Origin of the sequence: Thioalkalivibrio sp. ALgr3, assembly GCF_000377325.1 — a bacterium.
Taxonomy (GTDB): domain Bacteria; phylum Pseudomonadota; class Gammaproteobacteria; order Ectothiorhodospirales; family Ectothiorhodospiraceae; genus Thioalkalivibrio.
In genome coordinates, this window is the sequence record NZ_KB897980.1 from 201,354 (window position 1) to 227,677 (window position 26,324).

A 26,324-nucleotide genomic window follows, 5' to 3' on the forward strand; every position below is an offset into this window, starting at 1 on the left:
GCGGGGTTACCCCGGGGCTGCTTCAGCGCCGACCCTGCTCCTCCAGCGCCCCCATCTCCGACTCGGTGAACCCCGCCGCCAGGCGGGCCTCGTGCGCGAACGGCGGGCGGACCCGCCCCGGCATGTGTTCGGCCAGCAGCTCGAGGAACAGCGGCTCGGGATCGAGCCCGCGTGCGTGGGCCAGCTCGCGGAACCAGCGCGTGCCGATCGCCACGTGGGCAACCTCCTCGCGCTGTATGATCTCCAGCAGCGCCACGGTGGCGTGATCGCCCGCCGCCGTCAGACGCTCGATCATGCCCGGGGTCACGTCCAGCCCGCGCGCCTCCAGCACCCGCGGCACCAGCGCCATGCGCACCATCACGTCGTGATCGGTCGCCAGCGCCGCCTCCCACAGGCCGTTATGGGCCGGCAGGTCGCCGTAGTCCGCCCCCAGCTCGTGGAGCCGCTTCCGCAGCAACCGGAAATGGCGCACCTCCTCGGCCGCCACCTGCAGCCAGTCGCTGACGAAGGGTTCCGGCATGTCGCGAAAGCGATACACGGCGTCCAGCGCCAGGTTGATCGCGTTGAACTCGATATGCGCGACGGCGTGCACCAGCGCCACCCGCCCGGCCGTCGTGTGCAGCCCGCGCCGCGGAAGGTCCTTCGGGTGCACCAGCGCGGGCCGCTCCGGCCGCCCCGGCACCTCCATGCGCTCCGGCGCCAAAGCCTTCCCGGGCTCCAGCTCGTCCGCCCACCACGCGCGCATGAGTTCCAGCACCCGCTCGCACTTGGCCTCCGGGTCCCGCTCCCGCAATGCGGCCTCGGCTGCTCGATAAACGACCGAAGGTTCGGGCACGGGTTCAGGATTCGGGTTTGATGGGCGCATGCGACACAGGATACCCGCTCAACGCTCGTCGGTCGGCATGCTGCGGCGCAGCAGGATGGAGTTGCCGATCACCGAGAGCGAGCTGGCGGTCATGGCGATCACGCCGATCATCGGGTGCAGCAGGCCGGCCGCGGCGATCGGGATCGCGGCGGAGTTGTAGCCCCAGGCCCAGAACAGGTTCTGGACGATCTTGCGGAACGTCATGCGCGAGAGCTGCACGGCCTCGACGACCCTGGTCAGCTCGCCGCGCACCAGGGTGACGTCGGCGGCCTCGATGGCGACGTCCGCGCCGGCCCCGATCGCGATGCCGACGTTCGCCTGCTGCAGCGCCGGGGCGTCGTTGATGCCGTCGCCCACCATGGCCACGTGGTCGCCGTACTGCGCCTGCAGTTCGCGGATCGCCTCGACCTTGCCTTCCGGCAGCACGCCGGCGCGGACCTCGTCGATCCCCACCTGCGCGGCCACCGCCTTGGCGGTGCGCTCGTTGTCCCCGGTGACCATCACGCAGCGGATGCCCAGGCCATGCAGCTGCTCGATGGCAGCCTGCGACTCATCCTTGAGCGTGTCGGCCACCGCGACGATGCCGGCCGGTTGATCACCAATGGCCACCAGCATCGCCGTCTTGCCGGCATCCTCGAGCCGCCGCAGCGATTCCACCAGCCCGGACGGATCCAGTCCCTGCTCCTCCAGCAACCGCTGGCTGCCGACCAGGACGCGCTCTCCGCCGAGGTGGGCCGCCACCCCGCGCGCGGTGTGCGACTGGAACTGTTCGACCTCGGCGATCTCCAGTTCACGGTCGCGCGCGCCCTGCACGATGGCCTCGGCCAGCGGGTGCGCGGAAGCGGCCTCCACCGCTGCGGCCGCTTGCAGCACGCGAGCGTCATCGAAGCCCTCGGCCGCGATCACGTCGGTCAGTGCCGGCTGCCCGCGGGTGAGGGTCCCGGTCTTGTCGAGCACGATCACGCGGATGTCCTTCAACGTCTGGATCGCGGAGCCCGAGCGGATCAACACCCCGCGCTCGGCCCCCATGCCGGAACCGACCATCAGGGCGGTGGGTGTGGCCAGCCCCAGCGCGCAGGGGCAGGCGATGACCAGCACGGCGATGGCCGCGAGGATGGCCAGCACGATGGGCGGGCGCTCGGCGTCGACCCAGGGCAGGAAGCCCTCGCCCCAGATCAGGATCGGCTGCAGCGCCCCGGAGAACGCCAGCCAGGCCGCGAACGCCGCCAGCGCGATCACCAGCACCGCCGGCACGAAGCGCGCGGTGATGCGGTCCGCCAGCTCCTGCACCGGCACCCGCGAGCCCTGGGCCTCGTTCACCAGACGGATCACCTGCGACAGGAAGGTGTCGGCCCCCACGCGGGTCGCGCGCACCTTCAGCCGCCCCTGCTGGTTCAGGGTCGCGCCGAGCACGCTATCGCCCTCGCCCTTGTCCACCGGCACCGACTCGCCGGTGGCGATGGATTCGTCCACCGTGCTCTCGCCGGCGACCACCTCGCCATCGGTGGGGATCTTCTCGCCGGGGCGCACGATCATCACCTCGCCCACCTGCAGCGATTTCACCGGCACCTCGACCTCCTCGCCGTCGCGCTCGACCCGGGCCGTCTTCGCGCCCAGATCCAGCAGCTTGCGGATCGCGGAGGAGGCCTCGCCCTTGGCGCGGTACTCCAGGTACCGCCCGAGCATGTGGAAGGCCATGATGGTCGCGGCCATCTCGATGAACGAGGTCATCGGGTAGACGAAGCCGATCAGTCCCAGCAGATAGGGCGGCAGCGAGCCCATGGAGATCAGCACATCCATGTTCAGGCTGCCGCTTTTCAGCGCGCGCCAGGACGAACGGTGGGTGGCCGCACCCCCGGCCATGAACACCACCGGGAAGGCCAGCACGGCGATGATCAGCAGATAGCCGGGGATCGGCTGCCAGAACATGTGGACCATCATCAGGACCATGATCGCGATGGTCGGGATCATCGCGATCCACAGCCGGCGCCAGGCCTGCTTCAGGTAGGCGGCGTCAATCTCGGCGTCGTCCGCCTCGCTGCCGGCCTCCTCGGTCTCCACCGCCGCTACGTCATAACCGGCGCCCTCGACCGCGGCGCGCAGGGCCTCGGCGTCGGGGCCTCCGGGACCGGTTTCCACGGTCACACGGTGGTCACCGATGTTGGTGCGCACCGCCTGGATGCCGTCCAGCTTCTCGATCGCACCGCGCACGATCCCCGCGCAGTGATCCGACCCCATGCCGGGCACCACCAGACGCACCGTACCCGTGGCGCCCGTTTCACCCTCGACCCGGGCGACGTCGTAGCCGGCCCCCTCCACGGCAGCCCGCAACCCCTGCGGGTCCACCTGCTCGGGGTCATATCCCACGGTCACCCGGTGGCGGGCGATATTGGTCCCCACCGAGGCCACGCCCGGGGTCTTCTCCAGCGCCGCGCGGACAATCCCCGCGCAGTGGTCCGACCCCATACCGGGGACGATCACCACTGCCTCACGCCACTGCGGGGACTCGTGCACCATCGGGTCGCTCCTGAGCGGTCACTGCACCACGTTTATCGAACCGGATGCCCCGGCCGCGCTCATCCCCGTGTTGTAGTCCCCCGGCGGGCGAGTTGCCAACCGACTGACCACCCGCCATACCGGCTACCCCACGGCGACAACGAGCAGCCAGAGCCAGAATCGAGCTCGCCGCCATACCCCGGGGCGAGATGAATGGGGTCAGAGGGCGTCGAGCCCGCGGGCCAGGTCGCGCTGGATGTCGGCGACCGACTCCAGCCCCACCGCGACCCGCACCAGGGCCTCGGTGATGCCCTGGGCCTCGCGCTTGTCCGGGTCCACGCGACCGTGAGTAGTGGTGGCCGGATGGGTGATGGTGGTCTTGGCATCGCCCAGGTTCGCGGTGATCGACAGGAACCTCGTGGCGTCGATCACCGACCAGGCGGCCTCGCGCCCGCCGGCGACCTCGAAGCTCAGCACGCCGCCGAAGCCGCTTTGCTGGCGCTTCGCGATCGCATGCTGCGGGTGGGATTCGAGCCCCGGGTAATGCACCGCCGTGACCTTCGGGTGGGCCTGCAGCCACTGCGCCAGGGCCAGGGCATTGTCGCTGTGGGCACGCATGCGCAGGGCCAGGGTCTCCAGCCCCTTCAGGAACACCCAGGCGTTGAACGGCGACAGGGTCGGGCCGGCAGTGCGCAGGAAGCCGTAGACGTCCTTGCCGACGCGCTCGGCGTCGCCCACCACCGCGCCGCCCAGGCAGCGGCCCTGGCCGTCGAGGAACTTGGTCGCCGAGTGAATGATGAGGTCGGCCCCCAGATCCAGTGGACGCTGCAGGATCGGCGTACAGAAGCAGTTGTCCACCGCCAGCAGCGCGTCATGACGATGCGCGATCGCCGCCAGCGCGGCGATGTCCACCACCTCGCCGAGCGGGTTGGAGGGCGTCTCGCAGAAGTACAGCCGGGTGTTGGACTGGGTAGCGGCCTCCCAGGCCTCGAGGTTCGACAGCTCGACGTAGGTCACCTCCACGCCGAAGCGGGCGAGGTAGTTGTTGAACAGCACCGTGGTGGTGCCGAACACCGAGCGCGAGCAGACCACGTGATCGCCGGCCTTCAGCAGTCCCATCATGGTCGCCAGGATCGCGGACATGCCGGAGGCGGTGGCCACACAGGCCTCGCCTCCCTCCAGCGCCGCGAGCCGCTCCTGGAAGGTCCTCACCGTGGGGTTGGTGAAGCGCGAATAGATGTTGCCGGGGACCTCGCCCGAGAACCGGGCGGCGGCCTCCGCCGCGCTGTCGAACACGAAGCTGGAGGTCGGGAAGATCGCCTCGGAGTGTTCCTGCTCCGGGGTCCGACGGTAGCCATGGCGGATGGCGACGGTATCGGGGTCGTAGTCGGCGGGATCGAATTCTTCGTGCATCGGGGCTTCCTGGCTCGCGTGAACGGGCCAGTTTACGGATGCCCGCCGGCACTCGCTACGCTGGCCGCAGACGCCCGGCCACCCGCGTGAGCAGCTCGTAGCCGATCGTGCCGGCAGCACGCGCCACGCGCTCCACCGGCAGGCCCTCGCCCCACAGTGTCGCGAGATCGCCCACCCCGGCCGCGGGCACGCCGGAGAGATCCACCGCGAGCATGTCCATCGAGACCCGCCCGACCAGCGGGCAGAGCTGACCGCGTACCCGCACCGGCGTGCCGGTGGGGGCGTGGCGCGGGTAACCGTCCGCATAGCCCATGGCCACGATGCCGATGCGCTCCCCGCCATGCGCGGTCCAGGTGGCGCCGTAGCCCACCCCGTCACCGGGCGTCGGATGCTGGATCCCGATAATCGGGGCCTGCACGGTCATCACCGGGCGCAGGTCGGCATCCGGACCCTCCGGCGGGGCCCTGGCCGGTACCGAGGCCGGGTGGCAGCCGTAGAGCATGATGCCCGGCCGGGCGCGGAAGGCCTCGTCCGCGCCATGACCGGCCCCTCGCCCCCAGCCGGCGAACAGCGACGCCGAATTGGCCAGCGAGCGCGCGCCGGAGCGTCCCGCCACGGCCGTGGCGAAGGCCGACAGTTGTGCCGCGTTGTGGTCATCCGCCGGGTCGTCGGCGCAGGCCATGTGGGTCATCCAGTGCAGGCCGCGCCCGCCGTGACCGGCCGCCCGCAGGGCACGTTCCACGGCATCGGCTTCGGCCGGGGCGAATCCCAGTCGATTCATCCCGGTGTTGAGCTTGATCCAGACCTCGGGCAGGACGACGCTGGCGGCGTCCAGCGCTTCCAGCTGCGCCGGCGCATGCACCGCCGGCTGCAGCGCGAGCTCCGCACAACGGCGAAACCCGGCGGCGTCCCGCCCGCCCTGCAGCACCAGCAGCGGGCCATCGAATCCGCTCCGCCGCAGGACCTCGGCCTCCTCCACCGCGGACACGGCCAGCCCGTCGGCCACTTCGCCCAGTGACTGCGCCGCCCACTCGAGACCATGGCCATAGCCCTCCGCCTTGATCACGGGCCACATCGCCGTCTCCGGGGCGAGCCCGCGGGCCACCTCCAGGTTGTGGCGCAGGGCTCCGGAATCGAGCTGGATGCTGGCCGCCCGCTGCATGTCGTGACTAGCCCTCCGGGCCCACCTCGCCGTACACGTCCGGGGCATAGTTCTCGAAGCGGGTGAACTGGCCGCGGAAGGTCAGACGCACGGTCCCGATCGGCCCGTTACGCTGCTTGCCGATAATGATCTCGGCGGTGCCCTTGTCCGGCGATTCTTCGTTATAGACCTCGTCGCGATAAACGAACGCGATGATGTCTGCATCCTGTTCAATCGCTCCCGATTCGCGCAGGTCCGACATCACCGGGCGCTTGTTCGGGCGCTGTTCCAGCGAACGGTTGAGCTGTGACAGCGCGATCACCGGGACCTCCAGCTCCTTGGCCAGGGCCTTGAGCGAGCGCGAGATCTCGGAGATCTCGTGGGCGCGGTTATCCCCGGAGCCCGGGTACTGCATCAGCTGGAGGTAGTCGACCACGATGAGCTTGAGGCCCTTGTGCTCGCGCATCAGGCGCCGCGCACGGGCGCGCAGCTCGGTGGGCGTCAGCGCCGGGGTGTCGTCGACGAACAGCGGCGCCCCGGAGAGCATCTGCACGGCGCTGGTCAGGCGCGGCCAGTCGCCGTCGTCCAGGCGCCCGGAACGCAGCTTCTGCTGGTTGATCCGGCCCATGGAGGACAGCAGGCGCATCGCGATCTGCTCGCCCGGCATCTCCATGGAGAAGATCGCCACCGGTTCCTGATTCTTCATCGCCACATATTCGGCGATGTTCATCGCGAAACTGGTCTTGCCCATCGACGGGCGTCCCGCAACGATCACCAGATCGGAAGGATTGAGCCCCGAGGTGAGCTCGTCCAGGTCCTGATAACCGGTCGCGATGCCGGTGATCGGGCTGGTGCTCTCGTAGAGGAACTCGATCTGCTCGACCGCGGACGCCAGCAGGGGCTTCATCCCGCGAAAGCCCTGGGCCCCGCGCGCGCCCAGCTCGGCAATGCGGAACACCTTCTGTTCCGCCTCGTCCAGCAGCTGCTTGGAATCGCGCCCCTCGGGCACGAATGCCGAATCGGCGATCTCGGTGCCGACCGTGATCAGCGAGCGCAGAATGGAGCGTTCGCGGACGATGTCCGCATAGGCCACGATGTTCGCGGCCGAAGGGGTGTCACTGGCGAGCTGGCCAAGATAGGCCATGCCGCCGGCGGCTTCCAGTTCGGCGGTGCGTTCCAGCTGTTCGGAAACCGTCACCACGTCGAACGGAGCATTGCGCTCCGCCAGCTGCCCGATCGCCCGGTACAGCACGCGGTGGTCATGGCGATAAAAGTCGTCCGCGGTAATGCGGTCAGCGACCCGGTCCCAGGCCCCGTTGTCGAGCATCAGACCGCCGAGGACGGACTGTTCCGCCTCCTCGGAATGCGGCGGGACGCGCGGCATGTCGGTCATCGCCATGCCGTGCCCCCGCCGCCATCATGCGGGCCCGCGGCGGCAGCGGCCCGCCCGGCGGTCCGCCCGTCCGCCATCGGGAGCCTCACTCCTCGGGGGTGACGGTGACGCGGATCTCCGCGTCGACACCCGAGTACAGGTGAACGCCCACCTCGAACTCGCCGGTCGCCCGCAGCGGCCCCTCGGGCATGCGCACTTCCTTTTTCTCCACTTCCACACCCTTCGCGGTCAGCGCGTCGGCGATGTCGGCCGGGCTCACCGAACCGAACAGCTTGCCTTCGGCGCCGACCTTGGCCCGGATCTCCAGATCCATGCCGTCGAGCTTTTCGCGACGGGCTTCGGCGGCCGCCACGGCCTCGGCCGCGGCCTTTTCCAGCTCGGCACGGCGCGCCTCGAACTCGGCGATGTTCTCCGCGGTGGCGAAGGCCGCCTTGCCCTGCGGCAGGAGGTAGTTGCGCGCAAAACCGGGGCGCACGCGGACACGATCGCCCAGCCCGCCCAGGTTGTCGATCTTTTCCAGCAGAATGACTTCCATCTTGGTCTTCCCGTCAACGATTGAACCAGCGACCCGAGGTCGGGCCGTATTCTACACCGTGTGCCGCGCCGGCCGAACCGCGCGCGTCACACGCTCAGGATTCCGGGGGATCGTCGCCGGCATCGCGCTCGCGACCGATCCCCATGCGCCGGCGGATATCCGCCCACGCGTCGATGACCCCGATGGTGGCCAGCAGCAGGAACATCTGCGGCAACGCCAGGGCCATCAAAATGTACATGCCCACCAGCCAGAACACGCTCATGCCCTGGCCATGCGTCAGCGCATGCATCAGGGCGATCCCCTGGAGGAAGAACAGCACCCCCAGGATGAACGCCAGCTCCATCGCCAGCGGCGACGGCACCAGCTGCCCCACCGCGAGCAGCACAACCGCGGCGGCGCTGACGCCCGGCCCCAGCTGCAGGGCGCGGAATTCCGCGCCGAAGGCCCCGGGGTTGTACAGCGCCGCCTGCCAGTAGCGGGCGATCAGCATCGCCAGGGTCACGCTCAACAGCACGATGCCCGCCAGCAGCCCGGCCAGGTAGGGCGCGAGGTCGGCCAGCACCGCCTCGAGCTCTTCGCGCGCTGCCGCCTCGCCGGTCTCCACCAGCGGCGCCAGCAACTCCATGCCTGCCCGCACCCAGAATGCCTCGGCATCCGGCACCAGGGCGTGCATCAGCAACACGCCGGCACCGGCGACCAGCGCCCCGGCCTTGAGGGTGATGCGCCAGGACACCGTGCGCCGCAACAGCTCGGCCAGCAGGGCCACCGGCAGCCACTGGATGACACCGGCCAGCAGCACCGCCGGTCCCGGTGTTCCGGGGCTCAGACCCCACAGGGCCGCGCCCAGCAGGGCGGAGGCGATCGCGAGGACGACCAGGGCCTGAGTCAGCCCCAGGCGCAGCCCGACCAGGGCCACCAGGGCACTGCTGACGATGGATACCGGCGGCAGGAACAGCCCGGCAATACCAAAGCCGGCGACCGCACCCACGGCGCGGCCCCGGCTCTTCATCGCGAATTCGGCGAGGATCTGCATGACCGTTGCACTCCGCCCGGCGGGCGGCGATCAGGCAGCGTTCAGGCGCCGATCAATGCGTATCGCTGTACGGAAGCAGCGCGAGAAAACGCGCGCGCTTGACCGCCGTGGACAGCTGACGCTGGTACTTGGCGCTGGTGCCGGTGACGCGGCTGGGCACGATCTTGCCGGTCTCGGTGATGTAATTCTTCAGCAGGTTCAGGTCCTTGTAATCGATGTACTCGATACCTTCGGCGGTGAACCGGCAGAACTTGCGACGACGCGGGAAACGGGCCATGTCCGATCTCCTTCAGTAAACGGGGGTGGGGTTCGGGATCACTCGTCGGCGGGGGCTTCGGCCGACTCGTCCGCGGAGGCGTCCTCGCGGCGGCGGCTGCCCTTGCCTTCTTCTTCCTCGCGGCCCTTGGCCAGCGGGGACGCTTCGGTGATCGCACGATCCATGCGGATGGACAGGTGACGCAGCACCGCATCGTTGAAGCGGAAGGCGCTGTCGAGCTCTTCCATCGCGGCCTCGTCGGCCTCGATGTTCATCAGCACGTAGTGGGCCTTGACCAGCTTCTGGATGGGGTAGGCGAGCTGCCGGCGGCCCCAGTCCTCCAGACGGTGGACCGTGCCGCTGTGGCCTTCCACCAGACCCTTGTAGCGCTCGATCATCGCCGGGACCTGCTCGCTCTGGTCGGGATGGACCAGAAACACGACTTCATAGTGACGCATATCCAACTCCTTGCGGGTAACAGCCTCCCGGTGCGCCGGTGAGGCAAGGAACCGCCCTAACGACGGGCGGAAAGGCGCAATACGTTAACCGATGTTGCCCGCGGTCACAACACGGCGCTGGCGCCGGACTTCGAACAGCGACACGCCGGTGGCAACCGACACGTTCAGGCTCTCCACGGTGCCGGCCATGGGTATGTGCGCCAGATGATCGCAGGCCTCGCGGGTCAGGCGTCGCAGGCCCTCGCCCTCGGCGCCCATGACGATCGCGGTGGGCGGGCGCAGATCGACGTCATACAGGACCTCCTGCGCCTCGCCGTCCAGCCCCGTGGCCCACATGCCGGACTCCTTCAGCGCGGCGAGGGTGCGGGCGAGATTGCCCACGCTCACCACCGGCACGGTCTCCGCCGCGCCGGAGGCCACCTTGATCGCCGCCGGGGTCAATGGAGCACTGTGGTGGCGCGGGACGACCAGGGCCCCGGCGCCTGCGGCGTCCGCCGTGCGCAGGCAGGCGCCGAGGTTGTGCGGATCGGTGACGCCATCCAGCACCAGCACCAGATCCAGGCCGGCCTCCACGCGTTGGCGCAGCTCGCGCTCGTCCACCACCGGGCGGGGCGTACAGTGCACGATCACGCCCTGGTGCTGAAATCCGGGGTGCTGCTGGTCCAGGCGCTCGCGGGCCACCCGCTCCACCGCCACTCCCCGCGTACCGGCGCGCTCCAGGATGCGCTGCAGGGATGCATCCACCTCGCCGCGCGCGAGCTGCAGGCTCTTGATCCGCTCCGGAGCACGCTCGAGCAGCGATGCCACCGCATGGATCCCGCCGAAGGCCTCGCCCCGGGAGCGCCCCTTTCCGCCGCTACGGCTCATCCCGCACGTCCCCGCATTTTCGGTCGCGGTACGGACAGAACGCCCGCAACGGCACCCGCAACGTCGGACATCCGTGCATCGATCAGGAAGAAGATGTCGGGCGCCGGCGACGGCTCCGACGCCGTCCCGGCTTGTCCCCGGTTTCGCCGTCTCCGGAGCCGCCCGGGCCGGAGGCATCCGCGTCAGGGATGGTGTTGCCATCCTTGTCCGGAACGGCCTCGGGCTCCGGAAGCCGCTCGTTGCCCGGCTCCGGAGCATCTGCGGGGTCCTCTTCGGAGGCAGCACCCCCGCCGGGCCCGTCGGCACCCTGCGCGGCGGCGTCACCCTCCTCCGCGGAAGGCTTGCTGCGCCGACGGCCGCGCCGCCGGCCCTTCTTCTTCGGTGCGTCGTCACCGGCGGGCTCCGGCGCCGATTCCGGGGCCGATTCTGCCGCTGCGTGTTCGCCTTCGCTGTCGGCGGGTGCGGAATCGTCGGACACCGGGCCCGCATCCGGGCCAGCAGCCGGGCCCCCGCCCGTCTCCGCATCGCCTCCTCTGGCGCGACGCTTGCGACGGGCGTTGTCGCGGGCGCTGCCACGCTTCTTCCCGCCGGCACCGGGACCTCCGCCCGGGCCCTTGCGACCGGCCGGGCGCCCGGCCGGTGCAGCCTTCTCCGCGGGCTTCGACTCACCGGCCAGGGCCAGATCGATCTTGCGGTCATCCAGACTCACCCGCACCAGCTGTACCTGGAGCTCGTCACCGATGCGGAACACGCGGCCGGCGCGCTCGCCCGTGAGGGTGTGGCGCTTGGGATCGAAGTGGTAGAAGTCGTTGTCGAGGCTGGAGACATGCACCAGGCCCTCGATGTACACCCCCTGGATCTCCACGAACAGGCCGAACCCGGTCACGCCCGAGACGATGCCGGTAAACACATCCCCGACCTTGTCCTGCATGTACTCGGCCTTCAGCCAGGCCTCGACGTCCCGGGTGGCGTCTTCGGCGCGGCGTTCGGCCATCGAGCAGTGCTCGCCGAGGCCTTCCATGCGCTGATGGGTATAGGGGAAGCCCTTGTTGCTGCCGTTGCGCAGCACGTGGCGAATGCCCCGATGGACCAGCAGGTCCGGATAGCGCCGGATCGGCGAGGTGAAATGCGCGTAGTCATCCAGCGCCAGGCCGAAATGCCCGCCGAGGTCGGGTGAATAGACCGCCTGCGACAGCGAACGCAGCAGGACCGTCTGGATCAGTTTCTGGTCCGTGCGCTGCTTCGCCGCCTTGAGGACCTCGGTGTAGTCCCGCGGGGTCGGCTCGTCGCCTCCGCCCAGGGACAGACCCGCGCCATTGAGGAATTCACGCAGCTCCTCGACCTTCTCTGTGGGCGGCTGATCGTGGTTGCGATAAAGCGCCGGGACCTTGTGCTTCTTGAGGAAGCGCGCCGCGGCCACGTTGGCCATGATCATGCATTCCTCGACCAGGCGGTGGGCATCGGTGCGCTCCACCGGCACGATGCGCTCGATCTTGCGGTCCTCGCCGAACACGATCTGTGTCTCGGTGGAATCGAAATCGATCGCACCACGGCGGTTGCGCGCCGCGTGCAGCGCCTTGAACACCCGGTGCAGTTCCTCCACGTGCGGCAGCACCTGCGCGTTCTGCTCGCGCAGGCCCTCATCGCCCGCGAGCATTGCGGCCACATCGTCATAGATCAGCCGGGCATGCGAGCGAATCACGCCCTCGTGGAAACGGTAGCTCTTCAGCGCCCCGCGGGCACCGATCTCCATCTCGCAGACCATGCTCAGGCGGTCGACGTCCGGATTCAGCGAGCACAGCCCGTTGGACAGCGCCTCGGGCAGCATCGGGATCACCTGCTCGGGGAAATACGCCGAGGTCGCGCGATTGACCGCCTCGCGATCCAGCGCGGAATCCGGCTCGACGTAGTGCGACACATCGGCGATCGCGACCCACAGCCGCCAGCCCTTGCCTTCGGGCTCGCAATACAGGGCATCGTCAAAGTCCCGCGCATCGCTGCCGTCGATGGTCACGAACGGCTTGTCGCGCAGATCCAGCCGACTCTTCTTCGCCTTCTCCGGCACCGAATCGCCCAGCTTGTCGGCCGCTTCGGTGACCTCGTCCGGCCATTCGAACGGCAGACCCTGGGCACGGATCGCGATGTCGATCTCCATCCCCGGTGCCATGTGCTCGCCCAGGACCTCCACCACGTCACCGCGCAGACGCGACTTGCGCGAAGCCATCTCGCGGATGCGCACGACCACGATCTGGTCGTCCTGCGCCTCGCCCAGACCGTCCGGCGGTACCAGGATCTCGTGGGTGATGCGCTTGTTGTCCGGGGTCAGCAGGCCCACGCCGTCCTCGATGCGCAGACGCCCGACCACCTGGGTGGTGTTGCGCTCCAGCACCTCGACGATGCCGCCCTCACGACGCCCGCGCCGGTCCACGCCCATGACGCGCGCCACCGCGCGGTCCCCGTGGAACACCCCCCGCATCTGCTTCGGCGACAGGAACAGGTCGTCATCCTGCTCGTCCGGCACCAGGAAACCAAAGCCGTCGGGATGGCCGATCACGCGCCCGCGGATCAGGTCTTCCTGATTGACCGGGAGGTAGGCACCCCGACGGTTGCACAGCGCCTGACCGTCACGCTCCATCGCCTTGAGCCGCCGCCTCAGGGCCTCCAGCCGTTCCTCGTCCTCGATGCCGAGACGCCCGGCGATTTCCTCGAAGGACAGCGGGTTCCCCTCGAGCTGCAGCAGGTCGAGGATGTACTCGCGGCTGGGGATGGGGTTGTCGTACTTCTGCGCCTCGCGTTCGAGGTTGGGGTCGACCTGCGGCTTGCTGCGTTTTCCTGGCATTCAGTGAACTCTTTCTTCTGGTGTTGTGCCGCGCACCCGAGGTGCCCGCGGCAGTGACAGGCCGGAGCCGGCCCGGCGCCCATTATGGCCCCGATGCGGCGCGGGCGCATTTCTTTCATCTGCGGAGCTCGCAGGGTTTGACAGATCCGCCAGCGCGGATTACCTTACGCGTTCCTGAAGCGCAGGCCCCCTCACAGGGCCGACCTCAAGTGCCGAGGTGGCGGAAATGGTAGACGCGCTAGCTTCAGGTGCTAGTGGGGGTAACCCCGTGGAGGTTCAAGTCCTCTCCTCGGCACCATTTTTATTCGCTTCCCGCTTCGTGCCCGAAGCAATCCTCAGATCCCGCGTCCGCAATCGCTCGCATGGCAATGGCCTGCGGGGCGTCTTTGCATGTGCGGTCGCCACCCGGCCCGCAACCGGACCGGACGGCCACCCCCGTCAGCCCCGGAACGGGTCGCGCATCACCAGCGTCTCGTCACGGTCCGGTCCGGTGGAAATCATGTCGATCGGAACGCCCACCACCTCGGACAGGCGCTCCAGGTAGGCACGCGCATTGGCGGGAAGCTGCGCATACTCCCGCACCCCGACGGTGGACTCCTGCCAGCCCGGCATCTCCTCGTAGACCGGCGTACACGAATCGTAGGCCTCCGCCCCCGCGGGCGGGATCTCCACGCGACGGCCGTCAACGTCGTAACCGGTGCAGATCTGGACCGTCTCCAGACCGTCGAGCACGTCCAGCTTGGTCATGCACAGACCACTGATGCTGTTCACCGCGACCGCGCGCCGCAGCGCCACCGCATCGAACCACCCGCAGCGGCGCGCACGCCCGGTGGTGGAACCGAATTCGTTGCCGCGGCGCGCGAGGTGTTCCCCCATGTTGTCGAACAGCTCGGTGGGAAAGGGTCCGGCCCCGACCCGCGTGGTGTATGCCTTGGTGATCCCCAGCACATAATCCAGATCGCGCGGGCCCACCCCCGAACCGGTGGAGGCGCCGCCGGCGGTCGTGCTGGAGGAGGTCACGAACGGATAGGTCCCGTGATCGATGTCCAGCAGCGTACCCTGTGCCCCCTCGAACATCACGTCGCGGCCCGCCGCACGCAGTTCGTGCAGACGGCCGGCGACGTCGGTCACCATCGGCTTGAGGCGCTCGGCATGCTCGAGGCACTGCTCCAGCACCTGCTGATGGTCCACCGTCGCAGCCCCGAAATAATGTTTCAGGGCAAAGTTGTGGTAATCCATCACCTCGCCGAGCTTGGCCGCCAGACGCTCGCGATGGAACAGGTCGTCCAGCCGCAGTCCACGACGTGCGACCTTGTCCTCGTAGGCCGGACCGATACCGCGGCCCGTGGTACCGATGGCCGCCTTGCCGCGCGCCTTCTCGCGCGCATGATCCAGCGCCACGTGGTACGGCAGGATCAGCTGGCAGGAGTCCGACAGCCGCAGGCGATCGGTCACGGGCACGCCGCGGGCCTCGAGCTCGTCCATCTCCTTGAGCAGGGCTTCCGGCGACAGCACCACGCCGTTGCCGATCATGCACTCCACCCCTTCACGCAGGATGCCCGAGGGGATCAGGTGCAGCACCGTCTTCTCGCCGTCAATCACCAGCGTGTGCCCGGCGTTGTGCCCGCCCTGGAAGCGCACCACCGCCGCGGCATCCTCGGTCAGTCGGTCGACGATCTTGCCCTTGCCCTCGTCACCCCACTGACTGCCCAGTACGACTACGAAACGTCCCATCAGTGCTCCACCACCGTCCATTGTTCATTGCGGTACTCCAGGCGCGCGACCGCATCCGCCACCGGCGTCTCGCCCCGCAGCTCGCGGACCACCCGCACGCCGCGCCCGCGCAGCTCGCGCACCGCGGCCTCCAGCTCCGGATCGGTTCCGGCGGGCGCGAGTACGCATTCACGCGGCCGCGCCGGATCGCCGCCCGCGTCGCCGTACCGGACGAGCTCGCGCAGGTCGGTACTGAAACCGGTGGCCGAGCGCGCCCGCCCGAAAACGCGACCGATCTCGTTGTAGCGCCCGCCGCGGGCGACCGCCTGCCCCGATCCCGGGATGAACGCCGCGAACACCAGGCCGGTGTGATAGGCGTAGCCACGCAGCTCCGCAACGTCCACGTGCAGATCCACGTCGGTATCCAGCGCCTGCAGCGCATCCACCACCGCCGCGAGGTGATCCAGCGCCGCGTGCACCTCCGCGGGCGCCCGGCCCAGCGCGGCGCGCGCACTCGCCAGGACTTCGGGTCCGCCATTGAGGTCCGGCAGGGCACGCAGGGCGTCGGCCAGATCGGGGTCGAGGCCCGCCTCACGCCATTGCGCCAGGGTCTGTTCAATTTCGGGGATGCTCTTGCGCTGCAGCTGATCGAAGAAGGCGCGCTCCTGCTCCGGCTCCAGACGCGCGGCCCGTGCAAGACTGCGGAAGATCCCGACGTGCCCCAGATCCATGCTCGGCCGGCGCACACCGCAGACCTCGAGGGTGGCCAGCATCAGACGGATGATCTCGACGTCGGAATCCAGGCCGTCGTGGCCGAAAAGCTCGGCCCCGGCCTGCAGCGGACTGCGGGATCCCGACCACTCGTCGGCACGCGCACGCAGCGTCGTGCCGACATAGCACAGCCGGTTGGCCCCCTCCACATGCTGGCGGTGCGCGTCGATGCGCGCGACCTGCGGCGTAAGATCCGCACGCACGCCCATCAGACGACCGGTCAGCTGATCGGTCAGCTTGAACGTCTGCAGATCCAGCTCGTGGCCGGCACCGGTAAGCAACGACTCCAGGTATTCCGCCAGCGGCGGCATCACATGGTCGTAGCCCCAGACATCGAAATGGTCGAGCACACGCCGCCGCAGACCCTCCAGGCGCCGGGCCGAATCCGGCAGCGCCTCTTCCAGTCCGTCCGGCAGCAGCCAGCGATTGATTTCCGTCATGTCATCCTTGCCTGCACGGCCTGACCCGTCCACGGGCGGGCTGGCCAGAAGAAGGGCCCGCGGTGCGGGCCCGGCTTGTGATTGGCAGAACCTGCCCGCACCGGCCCCGCAGCGGGGCCGGCCGCACGATCACTCGGCGGGCTGCGGCAGCTGCGGAGCCCGGGACGGACGCTCGCCGCCCGGAGCGTTGAAGAACTGGAAGAACTCCGAGTTCGGTTCCAGCACGAACGTGCTGTTCTCGCCCTGCAGGCTGTTGCGGTAGGCGATCAGGCTACGATAGAAGCGGAAGAACTCTTCATCTTCGCCGAAGGAGGCACCCAGGATCTCGGTGGCCCGGGCATCGCCCTCCCCGCGGATCTCCTCGGAGTCACGGTACGCGTTCGCCAGGATCACCGTGCGATCGCGGTCGGCACGCGAACGAATCCGCTCGGCCTCTTCCTGCCCCCGGGCACGGAAGTCCTGTGCCACACGCTCGCGCTCGGCCCGCATCCGGTCGAACACCGACTCGGACACCTCGTCCGGCAGGTCCATGCGACGGATGCGCACATCCACCAGATCGACCCCCAGCTCCAGCGCCGTCTCCAGGGCGGCCTGGCGCACCGCGCCCATGATGGTCAGGCGCTCGCCGGCGACCACGTCCTGCAGCTCGTAGCGGGCGAATTCGTTACGCATGCCGTCCCGCAGGATCTGCGACAGGCGCTCCTCGGCCAGTCGTTCGTCACCGCGGGTGGCGCGGTAGAACTGACCGACATCGTTGATCCGCCATTTGGCGTAGAAATCCACGATGATGTTCTTCGCCTCGCTGGTCAGGAACCGGTCCGGCGGGATGTTCAGGGTCATGATCCGGGCATCGAACTTCTCGACGTTCTGGATCAGCGGGAACTTGAAATGCAGCCCCGGCTCCTGGTCCACCTCGCGCAGTTCCCCCAGGGCGAACTTGATCACGCGCTCGCGCTCGTCAACGGTGTAGGTCGACAGGGCCACAACGATCCCGATGACCACCACGGCAATTCCGGCAATACGCAGCATCAGCGAACCTCCCGCGAGCGCAGGCTCTCGGTATCACGGGTCATGGAACCCCTTCCGGTGGTTCCGGAGGCACCCCCAAGGGTGCCGCGACCGGTATCCAGCGGACGCGGCGTCGGCGCATCACCCGAATTGCGGGTGCCCGGCTGACCGGAGAACATCTCGCCCAGCGGCAGCATCATCAGATTGCCGCTGGCGCCCACGTCCAGCATCAGCTTGCGCGAATCCTGGAGTACGGCTTCCACCGCCTCGAGATAGAGGCGATCACGCGTGACCTCGGGGGCCTGCTGGTATTCGGCCAGCAACTGATCGAAACGGGACGCATCACCTTCCGCCCGGGCCACGACCTGATCGCGATAACCCTCGGCTTCCTCGATGATACGGGCCGCCTGACCGCGTGCCCGCGGGATCACGCCGTTGGCATAGGCCTCGGCCTCGTTGCGGAAGCGGACCTCGTCCTCGCGTGCACGGATGGCATCGGCAAAGGCCTCCTGCACCGCCTCCGGCGGCTGGGCCTGCTGCATGGAGACCGCGGTCACCACGATCCCGGCGCCGTAGGCATCGAGGTTCTCCTGCATCACCGTGCGGGTGGACTGGGCGATCTCGCCGCGGCCCTCGCCGAGGATGAATTCAAGATTGCCCTTGCCGACCCGCTCACGGATGGCCGACTCCATGACCTGATGCACGGTGGCATCCGGGTTGCGGACGTTGAACAGGAAATCGACCAGGTCGAGGATGCGGTACTGCACCGCGATGTCGACATCGATGATGTTCTCGTCGCCGGTGAGCATCAGCGCGCGGCTCTCGATGGTCCGCACGTTGTCCACGTTCTCGATCTCGATCCGCTCGATGGGATAGGGCAGGTGCCAGCCCGGCCCCGGACTCTTGACCTCCTGGAACGCGCCAAAGCGCAGCACCACGCCGCGCTCGCCTTCGGAGACGATGTGGAAGCCGGAGGCGATCCAGACCACCAGGGCGATGATCAGGCCGAGGCTGATCAGCGCCTGGGAGCCGCGCCCCATGCCGCCGCCGCCCAGGCCGCTTCCGCCCTGGTTGCCGCCACCAAAGATGCCGCTGAGCTGCCGCGACAGCTTGCGCAGCATCTCCTCCAGATCCGGCGGCTGCTGGCCGCCTCCGCCACCGCCGCTGCCGCCGCGGTTACCGCCTCCCCCGCTCCAGGGGTCGCGGTTGTTGTTTCCCGGTTCGTTCCAGGGCATGAATCAGGGACTCCGTCGATCGCTCGGGATGTGCCGAGAAGGCACAGGGAGCGGACATTCTAGGGGGGCACCCGGGGGCGGGCAAGCGCACCCCTGCGGGAGTCGGGTTGAGGGAAGGGCGATCCGCGGACGATCGCGGGCCCCGCGGGGCCCGCGACTCGCCGGGGCGGACGGGTCAGGCCGCGTCGCGGCGCCCGAAAGTAGAGGCTTCTCCGACACCGGCCGCTTCCCAGGCGCCCATGCCGCCGACCACGTTCATCACGTGGCGATAGCCCAGGCGCTGCAGGATGGAAGCCGCGACCGTGGAACGGTAACCGCTGCCGCAGACCACGGCCACCGGCTCTTCCGGATCGACACCCGGGACGCCCTCACGGGTCTCCGCCACCGGCCGATGCACCGCCGCGTCGACGTGTCCCGCGGCGTACTCGGCCGGGGTACGCACGTCCACCAGCCGGGCCTCGCCGCGTGCCACGCGGTCCGCGGCTCCGCTGGCATCGACCTGGGCCAGGGTATCCAGCGGCAGGCCGGCGCCCGCCCAGGCGGCCATGCCGCCGCGCACGTAGCCGTCGATGTAGTCGCGCCCGGTGCGGACCATGCTGCGCACGGCCTGCTCGATCACTGCGGGGTCACCGCTGCCGTCGATCAGGATCACCGGGTGGTCATCCGGCGTGACCCAGCCCGCCCAGTTGGCGAACGGGCCGCGGATGCCGATGCCCAGAGCCCCCGGCACGTGGCCGCCCCCGAACGCCAGCGGATCGCGCAGGTCGATCACCGTGACCTCGCCGGCTTCCACGCGCCGCGCCACCTCGTCGGGTTCGATGGACTGCATGCCCGGCAGCGGGATGACGTCCTTCGGACCCTCGGAGTTGATGCCCTTGTTGCGCGGATAGAAATCCGGGATCTCCGGCAGTCCGTGCAGCAGCTTCTCCACGAAGGCGTCCTCGCTCAGCGACGGATCCAGATAGGGGTTGGTCGCCCGCTCGTAACCCAGGGTGGAGACGGGACGCCCGGCCATGCCCGCGCCGCAGGCGGAACCGGCCCCGTGCCCCGGGTGGACCTCCACGCCGTCGGGCAGGTCGGCCAGCTTGTCGCGCACACTGGCGAACATCTGCCGCGCCAGCGCGCGCTTGGCCTCCTCGCCCAACAGGTCGGGCCGGCCCAGCGAGCCGACGAACAGGAAGTCGCCGGTGATCAGTGCGATCGGTTCGTCACGAGACCGTGCCCCGTCGAACACCACGAACATCAGATGCTCCGGCGTGTGCCCGGGAGTGTGACGGACCTCGATGCGCACGTTGCCGATGTCGATGCGGTCCCCTTCGTGCAGATCCTCGTGCGGGAACTGCACCCGGAAATGCTCGCCGGCATCGTAGCCCGAGAGCATCAGCCGCGCCCCGGTCTTGTCCGCCAGCTCGCGGGCGCCCGAAGCAAAGTCGGCGTGGATATGGGTATCCATCACGTACGCGATGCGATAGCCATGGTCCCGCGCATAGTCCAGGTAGACATCCACGTCGCGCTGCGGGTCGATCACGGCGATCTCGCCGCTGCCCTGGCAGCCGACCACGAAGGAATGCTGTGACAGTCCGGAATCCACGAAACGTTCAAAGATCATCGTTCTACCTCCTTTCCCTGCAGCCATTGCAGGCGTTGCCCATTTCTTGACTAATTTGGTCAGTTATTAGGGCAAAAGTTCCCGTAAGGAAGTTCTGATAGAAAACGTAAATGATATTCCCGGTGCTGCGCGGCTGCCCGGGAACCCGTCAGGGCGCGCGATCAGGCACCGGAGCCCGGTGCCGGGGCGCGCGCACCGGCGGCTTGCGCGTCCTCGGCTCCCCCGGGTTCCTCGCCCGGCCCCACGAAGGCCGTTTCCGGATCCAGCCCGGCCTCGCGGAACAGGTCCTGAAAGCGCCGCTCCGGCAGCTGCACCCGCAGGCGGATCGCACCCTCATCACCGGTCTGCTCGGCCTCCACGGCGTTCTCGTCGTACAGCCGACCGCGCAGCCGCCCGGCGGACGGCGGCACCTCGACCCAGCCACGGCGCATGGATTCGGTGAAGGACTCGGCCAGGCGCTGGTACAGCCGCTCCACCCCTTCGCCGGTTTGCGCCGACAGCCAGAAGGCCTCCTCGCCCTCGCCACCGGCAAAGCGCTCCGCCGTCTCGTCGTCGCGCTCCGGCAGGGTGTCGATCTTGTTGTAGATCCGCCAGCAGGGCACGTCCTCGGCGCCGATCTCCGCGAGCACGTCCTCCACCTGGGCGATGTGCCGCTCGCGCTCCGGATCGGCGGCATCGATCACGTGCAAAAGCAGCGCCGCCTCGCGGGTCTCGGTCAGGGTCGCCTTGAAGGCCGCCACCAGTTCGTGCGGCAGGTCGCGCACGAACCCGACGGTGTCCGCGAGGATCACCGACTGGTGCGGCGCCAGATCCAGCCGGCGCAGGGTCGGATCCAGGGTCGCGAACAGCTGGTCGGCCTGGTAAACGTCGGAATCGGTGAGGCGGTTGAACAGGGTCGACTTGCCGGCATTGGTGTAGCCCACCAGCGAGACGGTCGGCACCTCGTTGCGCAGGCGCGCCTGGCGCCCCTGCTCGCGCGTGCGCTCGACCTTTTCCAGTCGCCGCTCGATATGCTTGATGCGCGCCGCCAGCAGCCGGCGGTCGGTCTCCAGCTGGGTCTCGCCGGGCCCGCGCAGGCCGATCCCGCCCTTCTGCCGTTCCAGGTGGGTCCAGCCACGCACCAGTCGGGTGGACATGTGACGCAGCTGCGCCAGCTCCACCTGCAGCTTGCCCTCGTGAGAACGCGCGCGCTGGGCAAAGATGTCGAGGATCAGCCCGGCACGGTCCAGCACGCGGCACTGCAGGTGCTGTTCCAGGTTGCGCTCCTGGCTGGGCGACAGCTCGTGGTTGAAGATGACCAGGTCGGCCCCGTGCGCCGCCACCTGATCGCGAATGGCGTCCGCCTTCCCGGACCCCACGAACCGGCGCGAGTCGGGACGATGGCGCGAGCCGGATTCCACGGCCACCACTTCGGCCCCGGCCGAACGCACCAGCTCCTCGAATTCCTGCAGCTGGACCTCGAGATCGGTCGCACCGCCGATGGCCATGGCCACCAGCACCGCCCGGTCGCCACCGGTCTGCGGACGCTCAAACAACGCGCGACCACCCCCGATTCGGGACCGGGCCACCCCGGAGGTGTACGACGCCCCTATTCATCCGCGGCCTCTCCGCCGCTGGCCGCGGCGCTGTCTTCATCCAGCGGCATGCGCACCTGCCGCGCGGGCACGATGGTGGAGATCGCGTGCTTGTAGACCATCTGCGAAACCGTCGAGCGCAGCAGGACCACGAACTGATCGAACGACTCGATCTGCCCCTGCAGCTTGATGCCGTTCACGAGATAGATCGACACCGGAATCCGGTCGCGGCGCAGCGCGTTGAGAAAGGGTTCCTGCAGCATTTGCCCTTTGGCCATCGGTACATTCCCTGGTTGCATTCGTCGGGGCCCGCGCCGCGGGCCGAAACCTGTAAAAAGAGTAGCATATCGTCAGCGTGATGCCGTCTCGCGCAGGACCGCCAGGGCCTGCTCCGGGTCGACGGTTTCCGCCAGCAACCGCGCGTGCAGCGGGAAGCGCCGCAGGCCGGTCAGCTGGCGCTTGGCCAGCTGCCGCGTCGCGGCGATCACCCGGCTGCGGAACGTGGCGAAATCGACCTCGCCGGCCAGCCATTCCCAGCCCTGGCGGTAGCCCACCGCCCGCTGCGAAGGGTGCTCCGAGGTCAGTCCGGGGCGCGCGCGCAGGGCCCGCAGCTCCTCCACGAACCCCGCCTCCAGCATGGCATCGAAGCGTTCGGCAATCCGCGCGCGCAGACGTTCCCGATCTTCCGGCCACAACGCCAGTGCGCACCAGCCCGCCGGCAGCCGCGCCTCGCCCCCCTGCTGGAAGCTCGACAACGGGCGCCCCGTGGCCTCGAACACCTCCAGCGCCCGCAGGATGCGCTGCGGATCGTTGGGATGGATGCGCCCGGCGGCCGCCGGGTCCACCGCCTCCAGGGCCTCGTGCAGGGCCCGGGCGCCTTCCGTCTCCAGCCGGGCGCGCACCGCGGCGCGCACCGCTTCCGGCACCGGCGGCATGGGGTCGATCCCCTCCAGCAGCGCCCGCAGGTACAGCAGGGTCCCGCCCGCCAGCAGCGCCACGCGCCCGCGCGCATGGATCGCGCGGATGCAGGCACGGGCATCCGCGGCGAAGGCCGCCGCGTTATAGGTCTCCTCCGGATCCCGGATGTCCAGCAGGTGATGCGGCACCCGCGCCCGCTCGTGCGCATCCGGCTTGGCGGTACCGATGTCCATGCCGCGGTACACCTGCGCCGAATCCACGGTCACGATCTCGGCGTCCAGCCGCTGCGCGAGCTCCAGCGCCAGCCCGGTCTTGCCGGTGGCGGTGGGCCCGGCGAGCAGGACCACCGGCGGTTGCGGGACGTCCATCAGCGCCCGCGCATGAACAGCCCGTCGAGGGCGGCGTGATCCAGCTCCACCCAGGTCGGCCGGCCATGGTTGCACTGGCCGCTGCGCTCGGTGGCCTCCATGTCGCGCAGCAGCTGATTCATCTCGGGCACGGTCAGCCGGCGCCCCGACCGCACCGAACCGTGACAGGCCATGGTGCTCAGCACCTCGTTGGCCGCCACCTCGGTGCGCTGGCTGTGACCGCTTTCGGCCAGATCCCCCAGCACGTCGCGCAGCAGCGCCGGTGCATCGCGGCCCCGCAGCAGCGCCGGCGCCGCACGCAACCGCAGCCGTTCGCGCCCGCAACGGTCCACTTCGAAGCCCAGCCCGGCCAGCGTATCCGCCTGCTCCTCGGCGCGGTCGGCCTCGGCCGGGGTGACCTCCACCTCCTCCGGCACCAGCAGCGGCTGGGCGGTCACGCGTTCACGCTCCCATTCGCGCTTGAGCCGCTCATAGGTGATGCGCTCGTGCGCGGCATGCATGTCCACCAGCACCAGCCCGCGGGCGTTCTCCGCGAGTACGAAGGTATCCGCGACCTGGCCGATGGCGAACCCCAGCGGGGGCATCTCCGCAGCCTCCGCGCCCTCGCCGGGAGCGGTTTCCGCCCCGGCGTAATCCGCTGCCGCAGGCTCGCCCACGGCGGCGGAACCGGCGCCTTCCGGCGGCCGGAACGCGGCCCAGGCCGCGGCAAACCCGTCACCCCGCCCGGGGTCCGCGCGCCCCCCGGCACCGGATCCGCCCCCGGGGAGCGGAGCGGGGCGCCCGCCACCGCGCGCCGCACGGTCGCCCGGCACCCCGTCAAGCAGCCCCGGCCGCGCATGCGGAGGGGCCTCCGAGCGCGGCGCGCCCGCCGGGGCGGCACCCGCCTCCGCGCCCTGACCGGCCTTCGCCTGCCCCAATGCGGCATGCAGCGCATGGAAGATGAAATCGTGGACCATCCGCGACTCGCGGAAGCGCACCTCCTGCTTGGTCGGATGCGCGTTCACGTCCACCTGCGCCGGATCCAGCTCCAGCTCGAGCACGAACATCGGATGGCGCCCGTGGTAGAGCACATCCTGATAGGCCTTGCGCACGGCCGCCGTCAGTACCCGGTCGCGGATCGCACGGCCGTTGACGAAGAAATACTGCTGATCCGCCTGGGCCCGGGAACGCGCCGGGGAGCCCAGCCAGCCGGACAGCACCAGCCCGGAACGCTGCTCGTCCACCGGGAGCGCATCCGCCAGAAACGCCTCGCCCAGCAGGGCCCGCACGCGCGCCGCGGGGTCACCGGGTGCCGCCGGCAGGTCCAGCGTCACCCGATCGTTGTGCCGCAGCACGAAGGCCACCTCGGGGTGCGCCGCGGCCTGGGTGCGCAGCACGGACTCGCAATGGCCGTACTCGGTACGTTCGGTGCGCACGAAGCGCCGCCGCGCCGGCACGTTGAAGAACAGGTCGCGCACCTCGACCGTAGTGCCCGGCGGATGCGACGCCGGCATCACCTCGCCGAAGACATCGGAACCGTCCCCGGAAAGCTGCCAGGCGTTGCGCTCGCCGGGCACCGCCGAGGTCAGGGTCAGGCGCGCCACCGAGGACACCGACGGCAGCGCCTCGCCGCGGAAACCCAGGCTGTGCAGGGCCTCCAGGTCATCCATGCTGCGGATCTTGCTGGTGGCATGGCGCGACAGCGCCAGCGGCAGTTCTTCCCGCGCGATGCCACAGCCGTCGTCGGTCACCCGGATCAGGCGGGTCCCGCCCTGCTCCAGACGCACCTCGATGCGCGAGGCCCCGGCATCCAGCGCGTTTTCGACCAGCTCCTTGACCACCGAGGCCGGTCGCTCGATGACCTCGCCGGCGGCGATCTGGCTGATCAGCTGATTGGAGAGTTTCTGGATGCCCACGTCACGTCCCGGGAAAGCACTGAAACGCAGGGTAAGGAAACACCGGCGAATGTGCACGTGCGTGCTCGCCGAATCCCGTATTCGGACCGAGAGTCAACTGCCGCGGGAGGGGACCTCAAGGACCTGACCGGTATAGATGGTGTCACCGTTGACGCCGTTGACCGCGCGCAGCTCGGACAGGGACACGCTGTACTGCTCCGCGATCCCGGACAGGGTCTCGCCGGGGCGAATGATGTGCTGCTCGGTATCCTTGCCGCCATCGGCAATCAGCGTGCCCGGACGCGCGTGGGTGGAGAAGTACGCCCGCAGACCGGTCAGCAGGGCTTCGGCCAGCGACTGCTGATAGCTGGAGCTGCGCAGGCGACGTTCGTCCTGCGGATTGGAAATGAAGCCGGACTCGACCAGGATGGACGGCACATCCGGCGAACGCAGCACGGCGAAATTGGCCCGTTCGACCTTCGGCCGCCGCACCTTGCCGACCCGGTCCAGCTCGTCGATCATCCGCTCGGCCAGGGTGGAACTGGCCTCGAGGCTGCCGCTCTGGGCCAGATCCAGCAGCACGTTGCTGAGGGAATCATCACGGCCGTTCATCGGCACCCCGCCCAGGCGCATGTCGGCCTGATTCTCGCGCTCGGCAAGGAAGCGTGCGGCCTCGCTGGATGCCCCGCCCTCCGACAGCATGTACACCGAGGAACCGTTCACGCTGGGGTCCGGGAAGGCATCCGCGTGGATCGACATGAACACGTCGGCCTCCGCCTCGCGGGCGCGCTTGACGCGCTCGCGCAGGGGCAGGAAATAGTCGCCGGTGCGGATCATCACCGCCTCCATGCCCCATTCATCCTCGACCAGGTCCGCAAGCCGCTGCGACACTTCCAGCGCCACGTCCTTCTCGCGCGTGCCGTTGGGCCCGATGGCGCCGGGATCATGGCCGCCGTGGCCGGCATCGATGGCCACGATCACGTCGCGCAGATCCTCCTGCGAGCGACCGCGACGCGGTTCGCGCTCCTCCCCCGCTTCCACCCGCGTGCCCGCCGAGCCGCTGCGCGTCAGGTCCAGCACCAGCCGGTGCGGGGCGCCCTGGGCCGGCATCAGCTGGAAGCTGCGCGGGTTCACGGCCTCGCGCAGATCCAGGACCACGCGCAGATCGGAGCCGTTGCGCGGCGCATGGCGCACGCCGTCGATCACCGAACGCGGATGATCATTGACTTCCAGGCTGGTGTCGGTGCTCGCGTTCGTCAGGTCCACCACCAGCCGTTCCGGCGACTGCAGGCGAAACACCTCGTACTCGGCCTCGCCCTCCATGTCGAAGACCAGACGCGTGGTTTCTCCGTCCACGGACATGCGCAGGCGCTCGACGCGCGCCCCGGCCGCCGCCGGGAGGGGCAGCGTCGCCAGACCCAGTGCACCCAGGGCGCGCAGGATCTGGCGGCGATTCGGATCGATGTCGGAACGGTGATGGCCCACGCACATACCCCGGCTGGTCAGGGACTCCAATCT

Annotated in this window: 21 protein-coding genes and 1 tRNA gene; 1 reads left to right on the forward strand and 21 read right to left on the reverse strand. The window is 69.3% G+C overall.

Going from position 1 to position 26,324, the window contains the following annotated elements; all coding sequences use genetic code 11:
* Positions 1 to 22: 22 nt before the first annotated feature.
* The 11 genes from C998_RS0107970 to rnr all read right to left on the reverse strand — a co-directional run bounded on the left by C998_RS0107970 (position 23) and on the right by rnr (position 13,296).
* Positions 23 to 865: a ferritin-like domain-containing protein gene (locus tag C998_RS0107970; protein ID WP_026279535.1), complete on the reverse strand. Its 843-nt coding sequence runs from the start codon at positions 863 to 865 to the stop codon at positions 23 to 25.
* 18 nt (positions 866 to 883) lie between these two features.
* Positions 884 to 3,382: a heavy metal translocating P-type ATPase gene (locus C998_RS0107975; RefSeq protein ID WP_018870336.1), complete on the reverse strand. Its 2,499-nt coding sequence runs from the start codon at positions 3,380 to 3,382 to the stop codon at positions 884 to 886.
* A gap of 198 nt (positions 3,383 to 3,580) precedes the next feature.
* Positions 3,581 to 4,774 (reverse strand): O-succinylhomoserine sulfhydrylase, encoded by a 1,194-nt coding sequence (locus C998_RS0107980; RefSeq protein ID WP_018870337.1) that lies wholly within the window; start codon positions 4,772 to 4,774, stop codon positions 3,581 to 3,583.
* Between the two features lie 55 nt (positions 4,775 to 4,829).
* On the reverse strand, positions 4,830 to 5,936 hold the full coding sequence (alr, locus tag C998_RS0107985) for an alanine racemase (RefSeq protein WP_018870338.1): 1,107 nt from the start codon (positions 5,934 to 5,936) through the stop codon (positions 4,830 to 4,832).
* A 7-nt stretch (positions 5,937 to 5,943) separates the two neighbouring features.
* Positions 5,944 to 7,308: a replicative DNA helicase gene (gene dnaB / locus C998_RS0107990; RefSeq protein ID WP_026279536.1), complete on the reverse strand. Its 1,365-nt coding sequence runs from the start codon at positions 7,306 to 7,308 to the stop codon at positions 5,944 to 5,946.
* Between the two features lie 85 nt (positions 7,309 to 7,393).
* Positions 7,394 to 7,843 (reverse strand): 50S ribosomal protein L9, encoded by a 450-nt coding sequence (gene rplI, locus C998_RS0107995; protein ID WP_018870340.1) that lies wholly within the window; start codon positions 7,841 to 7,843, stop codon positions 7,394 to 7,396.
* A gap of 94 nt (positions 7,844 to 7,937) precedes the next feature.
* The gene (locus C998_RS0108000; protein WP_018870341.1) at positions 7,938 to 8,876 is read right to left on the reverse strand and encodes a hypothetical protein; all 939 of its coding nucleotides are present in this window, start codon (positions 8,874 to 8,876) and stop codon (positions 7,938 to 7,940) included.
* Positions 8,877 to 8,928: 52 nt separating this feature from the next.
* On the reverse strand, positions 8,929 to 9,153 hold the full coding sequence (gene rpsR / locus C998_RS0108005; protein WP_018870342.1) for a 30S ribosomal protein S18: 225 nt from the start codon (positions 9,151 to 9,153) through the stop codon (positions 8,929 to 8,931).
* Between the two features lie 38 nt (positions 9,154 to 9,191).
* Positions 9,192 to 9,590 carry a 30S ribosomal protein S6 gene (gene rpsF, locus C998_RS0108010; RefSeq protein WP_018870343.1) on the reverse strand — a complete coding sequence of 133 codons (399 nt, stop codon included), beginning with the start codon at positions 9,588 to 9,590 and terminating at the stop codon, positions 9,192 to 9,194.
* A gap of 84 nt (positions 9,591 to 9,674) precedes the next feature.
* Positions 9,675 to 10,457 carry a 23S rRNA (guanosine(2251)-2'-O)-methyltransferase RlmB gene (gene rlmB / locus C998_RS0108015; RefSeq protein ID WP_018870344.1) on the reverse strand — a complete coding sequence of 261 codons (783 nt, stop codon included), beginning with the start codon at positions 10,455 to 10,457 and terminating at the stop codon, positions 9,675 to 9,677.
* An 82-nt stretch (positions 10,458 to 10,539) separates the two neighbouring features.
* Positions 10,540 to 13,296: a ribonuclease R gene (gene rnr, locus C998_RS0108020; protein WP_018870345.1), complete on the reverse strand. Its 2,757-nt coding sequence runs from the start codon at positions 13,294 to 13,296 to the stop codon at positions 10,540 to 10,542.
* A gap of 211 nt (positions 13,297 to 13,507) precedes the next feature.
* Here rnr and C998_RS0108025 point away from each other — a divergent pair.
* Positions 13,508 to 13,594: transfer RNA gene (locus C998_RS0108025), tRNA-Leu, on the forward strand.
* A 140-nt stretch (positions 13,595 to 13,734) separates the two neighbouring features.
* Here the strand turns inward: C998_RS0108025 and C998_RS0108030 are convergent.
* The 10 genes from C998_RS0108030 to C998_RS0108075 form a co-directional block, all read right to left on the reverse strand.
* Entirely contained in the window at positions 13,735 to 15,030 is a 1,296-nt protein-coding gene (locus C998_RS0108030; RefSeq protein ID WP_018870346.1) for an adenylosuccinate synthase, read from the reverse strand.
* Complete coding sequence (locus C998_RS0108035) at positions 15,030 to 16,220, reverse strand: ATP phosphoribosyltransferase regulatory subunit (protein WP_018870347.1); 1,191 nt, start codon at positions 16,218 to 16,220, stop codon at positions 15,030 to 15,032. Before C998_RS0108035 ends, C998_RS0108030 begins: the two co-directional genes overlap by 1 nt.
* 129 nt (positions 16,221 to 16,349) lie before the next feature.
* Positions 16,350 to 17,249, reverse strand: coding sequence for a protease modulator HflC (gene hflC, locus C998_RS0108040; RefSeq protein WP_018870348.1), 900 nt, complete (start codon positions 17,247 to 17,249; stop codon positions 16,350 to 16,352).
* On the reverse strand, positions 17,249 to 18,463 hold the full coding sequence (hflK, locus tag C998_RS0108045; RefSeq protein WP_018870349.1) for an FtsH protease activity modulator HflK: 1,215 nt from the start codon (positions 18,461 to 18,463) through the stop codon (positions 17,249 to 17,251). The genes hflC and hflK overlap by 1 nt, the downstream gene beginning before the upstream one ends.
* A gap of 175 nt (positions 18,464 to 18,638) precedes the next feature.
* On the reverse strand, positions 18,639 to 20,072 hold the full coding sequence (locus tag C998_RS0108050; protein WP_018870350.1) for an MBL fold metallo-hydrolase: 1,434 nt from the start codon (positions 20,070 to 20,072) through the stop codon (positions 18,639 to 18,641).
* 161 nt (positions 20,073 to 20,233) lie between these two features.
* Positions 20,234 to 21,607: a ribosome rescue GTPase HflX gene (gene hflX / locus C998_RS0108055; protein ID WP_018870351.1), complete on the reverse strand. Its 1,374-nt coding sequence runs from the start codon at positions 21,605 to 21,607 to the stop codon at positions 20,234 to 20,236.
* A gap of 53 nt (positions 21,608 to 21,660) precedes the next feature.
* Positions 21,661 to 21,924, reverse strand: coding sequence for an RNA chaperone Hfq (gene hfq, locus C998_RS0108060; RefSeq protein ID WP_018870352.1), 264 nt, complete (start codon positions 21,922 to 21,924; stop codon positions 21,661 to 21,663).
* Between the two features lie 72 nt (positions 21,925 to 21,996).
* Entirely contained in the window at positions 21,997 to 22,932 is a 936-nt protein-coding gene (gene miaA, locus C998_RS0108065; protein WP_018870353.1) for a tRNA (adenosine(37)-N6)-dimethylallyltransferase MiaA, read from the reverse strand.
* On the reverse strand, positions 22,932 to 24,827 hold the full coding sequence (gene mutL / locus C998_RS0108070) for a DNA mismatch repair endonuclease MutL (RefSeq protein WP_018870354.1): 1,896 nt from the start codon (positions 24,825 to 24,827) through the stop codon (positions 22,932 to 22,934). The genes miaA and mutL overlap by 1 nt, the downstream gene beginning before the upstream one ends.
* A gap of 93 nt (positions 24,828 to 24,920) precedes the next feature.
* Positions 24,921 to 26,297 carry an N-acetylmuramoyl-L-alanine amidase gene (locus C998_RS0108075; protein WP_018870355.1) on the reverse strand — a complete coding sequence of 459 codons (1,377 nt, stop codon included), beginning with the start codon at positions 26,295 to 26,297 and terminating at the stop codon, positions 24,921 to 24,923.
* Positions 26,298 to 26,324 lie beyond the last annotated feature (27 nt).

Bases quoted from the DNA above. Each gene is read 5' to 3' on its own strand.
- hflC (WP_018870348.1), bottom strand. From the start codon at position 17,249: ATGCTGCGTATTGCCGGAATTGCCGTGGTGGTCATCGGGATCGTTGTG.
- rpsF (WP_018870343.1), bottom strand. From the start codon at position 9,590: ATGCGTCACTATGAAGTCGTGTTTCTGGTCCATCCCGACCAGAGCGAG.
- C998_RS0108000 (WP_018870341.1), bottom strand. From the start codon at position 8,876: ATGCAGATCCTCGCCGAATTCGCGATGAAGAGCCGGGGCCGCGCCGTG.
- C998_RS0108030 (WP_018870346.1), bottom strand. From the start codon at position 15,030: ATGGGACGTTTCGTAGTCGTACTGGGCAGTCAGTGGGGTGACGAGGGC.
- C998_RS0107980 (WP_018870337.1), bottom strand. From the start codon at position 4,774: ATGCACGAAGAATTCGATCCCGCCGACTACGACCCCGATACCGTCGCC.
- rpsR (WP_018870342.1), bottom strand. From the start codon at position 9,153: ATGGCCCGTTTCCCGCGTCGTCGCAAGTTCTGCCGGTTCACCGCCGAA.
- rlmB (WP_018870344.1), bottom strand. From the start codon at position 10,457: ATGAGCCGTAGCGGCGGAAAGGGGCGCTCCCGGGGCGAGGCCTTCGGC.
- C998_RS0108050 (WP_018870350.1), bottom strand. From the start codon at position 20,072: ATGATCTTTGAACGTTTCGTGGATTCCGGACTGTCACAGCATTCCTTC.
- dnaB (WP_026279536.1), bottom strand. From the start codon at position 7,308: ATGACCGACATGCCGCGCGTCCCGCCGCATTCCGAGGAGGCGGAACAG.
- C998_RS0107975 (WP_018870336.1), bottom strand. From the start codon at position 3,382: ATGGTGCACGAGTCCCCGCAGTGGCGTGAGGCAGTGGTGATCGTCCCC.
- C998_RS0108035 (WP_018870347.1), bottom strand. From the start codon at position 16,220: ATGACGGAAATCAATCGCTGGCTGCTGCCGGACGGACTGGAAGAGGCG.
- hfq (WP_018870352.1), bottom strand. From the start codon at position 21,924: ATGGCCAAAGGGCAAATGCTGCAGGAACCCTTTCTCAACGCGCTGCGC.
- alr (WP_018870338.1), bottom strand. From the start codon at position 5,936: ATGCAGCGGGCGGCCAGCATCCAGCTCGATTCCGGAGCCCTGCGCCAC.
- hflK (WP_018870349.1), bottom strand. From the start codon at position 18,463: ATGCCCTGGAACGAACCGGGAAACAACAACCGCGACCCCTGGAGCGGG.
- rplI (WP_018870340.1), bottom strand. From the start codon at position 7,843: ATGGAAGTCATTCTGCTGGAAAAGATCGACAACCTGGGCGGGCTGGGC.
- C998_RS0108075 (WP_018870355.1), bottom strand. From the start codon at position 26,297: ATGTGCGTGGGCCATCACCGTTCCGACATCGATCCGAATCGCCGCCAG.
- C998_RS0107970 (WP_026279535.1), bottom strand. From the start codon at position 865: ATGCGCCCATCAAACCCGAATCCTGAACCCGTGCCCGAACCTTCGGTC.
- rnr (WP_018870345.1), bottom strand. From the start codon at position 13,296: ATGCCAGGAAAACGCAGCAAGCCGCAGGTCGACCCCAACCTCGAACGC.
- miaA (WP_018870353.1), bottom strand. From the start codon at position 22,932: ATGGACGTCCCGCAACCGCCGGTGGTCCTGCTCGCCGGGCCCACCGCC.